This window comes from Shimia litoralis (assembly GCF_005518135.1).
GTDB classification, from domain to species: Bacteria; Pseudomonadota; Alphaproteobacteria; order Rhodobacterales; family Rhodobacteraceae; genus Shimia_E; species Shimia_E litoralis.
On sequence record NZ_SULI01000024.1, the window covers coordinates 38,423 to 44,819 of the forward strand.

Sequence of the window (6,397 nt, forward strand, 5' to 3'; positions counted from 1 at the left end):
GCTTGGGTCTCAATGCTTAGTCCATTCAGATGGCGGATGTGTTGGGCGCTTGGCTGGATCGACTTCGGTGAAGTCGCCATCAATGATGTCCGGATGGTGTGTTTTCTGTTCGTGGTACTGAGTGTGGTTCCCACCCATTGCAAAGCTCTGTACCTTGATCCGTTTGCGCAGATAGCTGAAAACGGCAACCCGTACCGGGGGCATCAAAAGCAAAAACCCAACGGCATCCGTAAAAAAACCGGGTGTAAGCAACAACGCGCCGGACAGCAGAATCATTGCGCCATGCGCAAGTGGTTCGGTCGGGTCGTCTAATTCCGAAAAGGACTGGCGAATGTTTCCCATGGCTAATGCGCCTTGGTTTCGCACCAAAAACGTACCGAGCATTGCGGTTAGAATTACGACTGCCAGTGTCGGCCAAAGGCCAATTGCACCCCCGACTTGAATAAAAAGCGCAATTTCAATCAAGGGAACGCTGACAAATGCCAGAAACAACCACATTTTTTCTCTCTCCAAGGTTTCACGGGCCTAGTGGACTTGATCCCGCCCGTAACCTACATAAGTGCGGTATACGCCTGTTTCCATGCCCCGACACGAGGTCCCTATGAATTCTCCTATTCTTCAGCTTTTGGTGCTGGCCGGTATTGCCGTCTTTTTGATCCTGCGTTTGAAAAACGTATTGGGAACTCGAGACGGATATGAACCGCCGCGCGAGGCACAACAACCTGCCGCCCGTACAGGCCCAACACTTGAAGTCATTGAGGGTGGACCTGATCTGGATATCACGGATCACGTACCGGAAAATAGCGAGAGTGCAAAAGCACTCGCGGCTATGAAGAGCGCCGAGCCAAGCTTTGGCGTGACTGATTTTCTTCAGGGTGCGCGCGGGGCCTATGAAATGATTTTGATGGGCTTTGAAAAAGGCGATTTGGCCAGCATCAAACCATTCCTTGCAGAAGATGTGTATCAGGCATTTGCCGGAGTTGTGGAAGCTCGTGAGCAACAAGGTTTGACCGTAGAGGGCGAGTTTGTTGGCGTGCGTGAGATGGCTTTGAATAACGCCGAGTTTGATACAGCAACACGTGAAGGTGAAATTTCCGTGCGTTTTGTGGGAGAGCTTACGCATATCGTGCGTGATCGGGCCGGCGAGATTGTGGAAGGCGACGAAAGCCAAATCAAACGGCAAAAGGACATTTGGACTTTTGCGCGCAAGATGGGATCAAACGATCCGAACTGGCAACTCGTCGCTACGGGCGAATGATCAACTGGTTTCGGGGGCTTCTTGTCGCTGGGTTTTTATTGGCCAGCTCTGAGGGAATGACCGAGACCACCTATACCATTCTTGATTTTCAAGATTTGGACGGCTGGCAGCAGGATGACCATTCTGCTGCCCTTTCGACATTCCGAAACACCTGTGCCGATTTGGATGCGCCAGATTGGCGATCGTTATGCGCCGCAGCCTCAGAGTTTCAGGATGCGCAAAAGTTTTTTGAACTCTTTTTCCGTCCCGTTCTTGTTGAAGATGGAAAAGCCCCCCTTTTCACGGGATATTTCGAGCCGGAACTGGATGGGTCGCTGTCTCCGGATGCTCGGTATCGGTTTCCGATCTACAAGATGCCCAGAGAAGCAAAATCAAAATCTATCTGGCTCAGCAGACGAGAAATTGAAACGTCTGATGTAATGCGTGGACGGGGGTTGGAAATTGTGTGGGTCGATGACGCTGTCGAACTGTTCTTTCTACAAATTCAGGGATCGGGGCGCGTCAAGCTGCCTGATGGCCGTTATGTACGGGTTGGATACGGGGGATCAAACGGCCATTCCTACAGGTCCATTGGGGCCGAAATGGTCCGGCGCGGCATATATAATGTTCATCAAGTAAGTGCGCAGGTGATTAAGAACTGGGTTCGTAGAAATCCAAAGGACGGATTGGAGTTGCTGCGCCACAATAATTCATATGTCTTTTTCCGCGAGGTCAGCAAAGTACCGGCTCACAAGGGCCCTCTGGGTGCAATGAACCGATCGATTACCACGATGCGTTCAGTAGCCGTGGACCCAAAATTTACACCATTGGGGGCTCCGGTCTGGATTGAGAAAGATGGTGAAAACCCCTTGCGTAGGCTCATGATTGCGCAAGATACCGGATCGGCCATCAAGGGTGCACAACGCGCAGATGTGTTTTTTGGAACGGGTGATGCGGCTGGTCGCGCTGCCGGCCGATTGAAAGACCCTGGCCGAATGGTTGTGTTGTTACCAATTCAGCGTGCGTACGCCATGTTACCCGAGTCAGTCCTATGAGCCGACGCAAGTTAACTTCGGACGAGATCGATTTGTGGCGCAAGGTCGCCGCGCGTGCCCACCGCATGCACCCCGAACAGACGAGCCATGAAGGTCCGCAACCCAAGCCCAAGCCTGTCAAAACCGTGCGTCCGCGTTTGGCTGATTTCGAAGTCGGCATTGCCGCTCGGGGCCCGGCGCCTCGGAATGATTTGATGCCCGCGATTTCTGACCGTATTGCAAGTGCACCGGTCAAGATGGACAAAAAGGCGTTCATGAAACTAAAGCGCGGCAAGCTGGTTCCCGAAGGCAAGATTGATCTTCACGGCATGACTCTGGATCAGGCGCACCCTGCCCTTACAGGATTTATTCTTCGTGCTCAGGGTCAGGGCAAACGGCTTGTGTTGGTGATTACGGGAAAAGGGAAATCGAAACACGATGATGGGCCAATACCGGTTCGGCGTGGGGTTCTCAAACACCAAGTTCCTCAATGGCTTGTGATGCCCCCTTTGGCTGGTGCTGTCTTGCAGGTTGCCGAAGCGCATCTCAGGCATGGTGGAACCGGAGCATATTACGTCTATCTTCGGCGCCACTAACGAAAGAACCTCAGATTTCAGGGTAAACATGAGTCCGCTTCACCACCCCGTAAACAAAACTGGTGTCGATGGACCCGATCCCGCCAATTGGGTGCAGGCGTTCGCGCACAAACCGCTCGTATCCTTCCAGATCACTCGCCACGACCCGCAGCAGGTAATCTGACGAGCCGGTCACCACCATGCATTCCAACACGTCCGGAATGCGTTTCATCTGGTCCTCGAAATGCCCCACAACATCCTTGGTGTGTTTGTCCAGCGTGATCCGCACCATCACCGTCACCGGCAGCCCATAGGCACGCGCGTCCACATCCACGCTATAGCCGGTGATCGCCCCGCTTTGCTCAAGCAGTCGCAGCCGCCGCAGGCAAGGGGATGGCGACAGATTAACCGCCGTCGCAAGGTCAAGATTGGTCATCCGGCCATTTTTTTGCAGTGCGCGGATAATTTTTCGGTCAGTAGCGTCAAGTTTTGGCATTTTGTTCCAATATTTGTGCGATCACGGCACTACATAGCAACTAATGACCTAGGATCATAGCATATATTGCCTCTAGAATTGAGGAGACAGCGATGCGTGCCACTGACTATGACTTTTCCACCCGCGCCATTCACCACGGCTATGATCCGCAATCCCATCAAGGGGCGCTGAACCCGCCGATATACATGACCTCCACCTTCACCTTTGACACCGCCGAATCCGGTGGCGCGATGTTTGCGGGGGAAAAGGCGGGGCATTTCTATTCGCGCATCTCCAACCCGACGCTGGATCATCTGGAACAGCGGATCGCGAACCTTGAGGGCGGCGAAGCGGGCCTTAGCACCGCATCTGGCATGGGCGCGATCACCTCGACGCTTTGGTCGTTTCTTGAAGCCGGCGATGAGGTTATCATCGACAAAACGCTTTATGGCTGCACCTTTGCGTTTATGACCCACGGCCTGCCCCGGTTTGGTGTCAAAGTGACCCTGGTGGATATGACCAACCCCGACAACCTGACTCATGCGATAAGCTCCAAAACCAAGATTGTGTATTTTGAAACCCCGGCAAATCCAAACAACCGTTTGGTGGACATTGCCGCGGTGTCCCAGATCGCCCACCGCGTCGGGGCCAAAGTGGTGGTCGACAACACCTATGCCACGCCGGTGATCACCCGCCCGCTCGAGCATGGCGCCGATATCGTAGTGCATTCGGCGACCAAATTCCTCAGCGGTCATGGTGATGTTGTCGCTGGACTGATCGTTGGCAGTCATGAGGACATCACTCAGATCCGCCTTGTTGGGCTCAAGGATATGACCGGCGCGGTGATGTCACCGATGACGGCAATGTTGTTAATGCGCGGAATCAAAACCCTGGAATTGCGCATCGAACGTCACTGCAAAACCGCCTTTGAGGTAGCCCAAGCCCTGGAGGCCCATCCCGCCGTGCTCAGCGTCAGCTACCCGGGTTTGGACAGTTTCCCCCAGCGTGATTTGGCCCGCAGACAGATGGCGAATTTTGGCGGCATGATTCCCTTTGAGGTCAAAGGCGGCAAGGCAGGCGGAATTGCTGTGATGAACCGTCTGAAACTGATTCAGCGGGCGGTCAGCCTAGGCGATGCCGAAAGCCTGATCCAGCATCCCGCCAGCATGACCCATTCTACTTACACTCCTGATGAACGCGCCGAGCATGGCATTGCAGAAGGGTTGGTGCGCCTGTCCGTTGGCCTGGAGGGCTCTGCGGACCTGATTAACGATCTGCATGGTGCGCTTGCCGCGCATAACATGCAGGCTGCCTGACCTCCCAGCGGCAGCAATTGGGCGCAGGCAGGGGAGTTCCTGTGCCCATTTTTCCCAACAAAATCGGAATAGACCCATGACAAATCCTAAGATTCTTGGCGATGACGCCAGCCTGCCGCCTGCTACGACCAAGGGGGGATGGCTCAATGACCTGAACCGCGCCCGCGCCGCGGGGCCGTTTCTGGCCACCCATCCGGCCCCATTTGCCGGCCATTCGACCACCGCTGTGCATGCCGGCACCCATGATGATCCGCGCACCGGCGCCGTAGGCACCCCGATTTACCAGGCCTCGACCTTTGTGTTGAATGAGGGGCAGTACCAATCTGTAGAAGACGGATTTGCACGCGATCGATTCATCTATTCGCGCTATGGCAACCCGTCCCAATGGGCAGTTCAGGAAAAGCTCGCCGCGCTTGAAGGCGCCGAATCCGCCATCGTGTTCAGCTCCGGTATGGCAGCGATCACCAGCACCGTTTTGGCGCTGATGGACAAAGGCGCACATGTGGTCGCCTCCAGCGATCTTTACGGCGGCACGTTCAACCTCTTTAATCAAGAATTTCCAACCCTTGGCATGTCCTGCACCATGGTGGATTCCTACGATTTTGACGCGATCGAGGCCGCGATCCAGCCGAACACCCAAATGCTGTATTTTGAGGCGATCACAAACCCGCTGCTCAAGGTGATCGACATTCCGCGTCTGGCCGAGATTGCGAAACGCCGGAACGTGCGGCTGGTGGTCGATGCCACCTTTGCCCCTCCCGTGGCGATGCGCACGTTGGATCATGGGGTCGACGTGGTGATTCATTCCGCCTCCAAATATCTCAACGGGCACAGCGATCTGATCGCCGGGGTCGCCGCTGGCTCACGCAAACTGATTGATATGATCTGGCCGAGATTGCTCAACTACGGCGGTTCGCTTGATCCGCATGCCTGTTTCCTGCTGGAACGCGGGCTCAAAACCCTCGCGGTACGGATGCGTGCGCACGAAGAAAGCGCACTAGCGCTGGCCGAATATCTCGAAGGCCATCCGCGTGTGCGAAAGGTGTTCTACCCCTTCCTGCCCAGCCATCCGGATTATGACACCGCTAGCCGCCTGCTGAAAAACGGCACCGGCAATGTCACCTTTTTCATCGAAGGGGGCGATGCTGCCGCGCTGCGCTTGGTTGATGCCCTGAACATTCCCAAACAAGCCACCAGCCTTGGCGGTGTGGAAAGCCTGATCAGCCTGCCATTCAACACCTCACAGGCCACATTCACCGCACGGCAACGGGCCGATGTCGGGATTGATCCGGGCTGCGTGCGCCTGTCGGTCGGGATCGAAGACGCCGCCGATCTGATTGCCGATTTCGATCAAGCCCTCACCGCCATTTATCCAGCAAAGGAAGCCGCACATGCGTAACGCCATCCCCACCGCCGCTCTCAGCGAATTTGTAAACGAAGTTGCCTCCGCCCCCGAAGAGGCGATCATGGATTATGGTCTTGAGGTAAAATGGCAAAGCGGCACCCGCGCCGTCAGCGAAACCAAGCCAATGAAAGTCGGCCCGCATCAGGTCAGCCGCTCGTTCAGCTGGACATCAGATGAACCACGGCAATTGATGGGCAACAACCACGGCCCCAACCCGCAGGAATTGCTGCTTTCGGGTCTGGGGTCATGCATGATGGTCAGCTTTATCGCTGGGGCCACCGCCGAGGGGGTTCTGTCGCAAAGTTTTCGCGGTTGGTTGGATTGGCTCGCGCGTGGTAGGTACGGGCTTTTGAGT

General features: G+C 55.4%; 8 protein-coding genes. 6 read left to right on the forward strand and 2 right to left on the reverse strand.

Annotated features, from left to right (window positions below; all coding sequences use genetic code 11):
- Window positions 1-9 precede the first annotated feature (9 nt).
- Window positions 10-498, reverse strand: a complete 489-nt coding sequence (locus tag FAP39_RS14805) for an FxsA family protein (protein ID WP_138017159.1) — start codon at window positions 496-498, stop codon at window positions 10-12.
- A 103-nt stretch (window positions 499-601) separates the two neighbouring features.
- On the opposite strand from FAP39_RS14805, the gene FAP39_RS14810 reads away from it, so the two are divergent.
- From FAP39_RS14810 to FAP39_RS14820, 3 genes are read left to right on the forward strand one after another with little or no spacing between them, the layout of a single operon-like run.
- On the forward strand, window positions 602-1,258 hold the full coding sequence (locus FAP39_RS14810) for a Tim44/TimA family putative adaptor protein (protein ID WP_138017160.1): 657 nt from the start codon (window positions 602-604) through the stop codon (window positions 1,256-1,258).
- Entirely contained in the window at window positions 1,255-2,292 is a 1,038-nt protein-coding gene (gene mltA, locus FAP39_RS14815; protein WP_138017161.1) for a murein transglycosylase A, read from the forward strand. Before FAP39_RS14810 ends, mltA begins: the two co-directional genes overlap by 4 nt.
- Window positions 2,289-2,867 (forward strand): Smr/MutS family protein, encoded by a 579-nt coding sequence (locus FAP39_RS14820; protein ID WP_138017162.1) that lies wholly within the window; start codon window positions 2,289-2,291, stop codon window positions 2,865-2,867. Before mltA ends, FAP39_RS14820 begins: the two co-directional genes overlap by 4 nt.
- A 10-nt stretch (window positions 2,868-2,877) precedes the next feature.
- On the opposite strand, the gene FAP39_RS14825 is transcribed toward FAP39_RS14820, so the two are convergent.
- Window positions 2,878-3,342 (reverse strand): Lrp/AsnC family transcriptional regulator, encoded by a 465-nt coding sequence (locus FAP39_RS14825; RefSeq protein WP_138017163.1) that lies wholly within the window; start codon window positions 3,340-3,342, stop codon window positions 2,878-2,880.
- Window positions 3,343-3,434: 92 nt separating this feature from the next.
- On the opposite strand from FAP39_RS14825, the gene FAP39_RS14830 reads away from it, so the two are divergent.
- From FAP39_RS14830 to FAP39_RS14840, 3 genes are all read left to right on the forward strand, one after another.
- A complete protein-coding gene (locus FAP39_RS14830) occupies window positions 3,435-4,637 on the forward strand; it encodes a methionine gamma-lyase (protein WP_138017164.1) in 1,203 nt (400 codons plus the stop codon).
- A gap of 76 nt (window positions 4,638-4,713) precedes the next feature.
- Window positions 4,714-6,036 (forward strand): trans-sulfuration enzyme family protein, encoded by a 1,323-nt coding sequence (locus FAP39_RS14835; protein WP_138017165.1) that lies wholly within the window; start codon window positions 4,714-4,716, stop codon window positions 6,034-6,036.
- Window positions 6,029-6,397: OsmC family protein (locus FAP39_RS14840; RefSeq protein WP_138017166.1), on the forward strand; the 369-nt coding region annotated here is incomplete at its 3' end. The genes FAP39_RS14835 and FAP39_RS14840, both read left to right, overlap by 8 nt.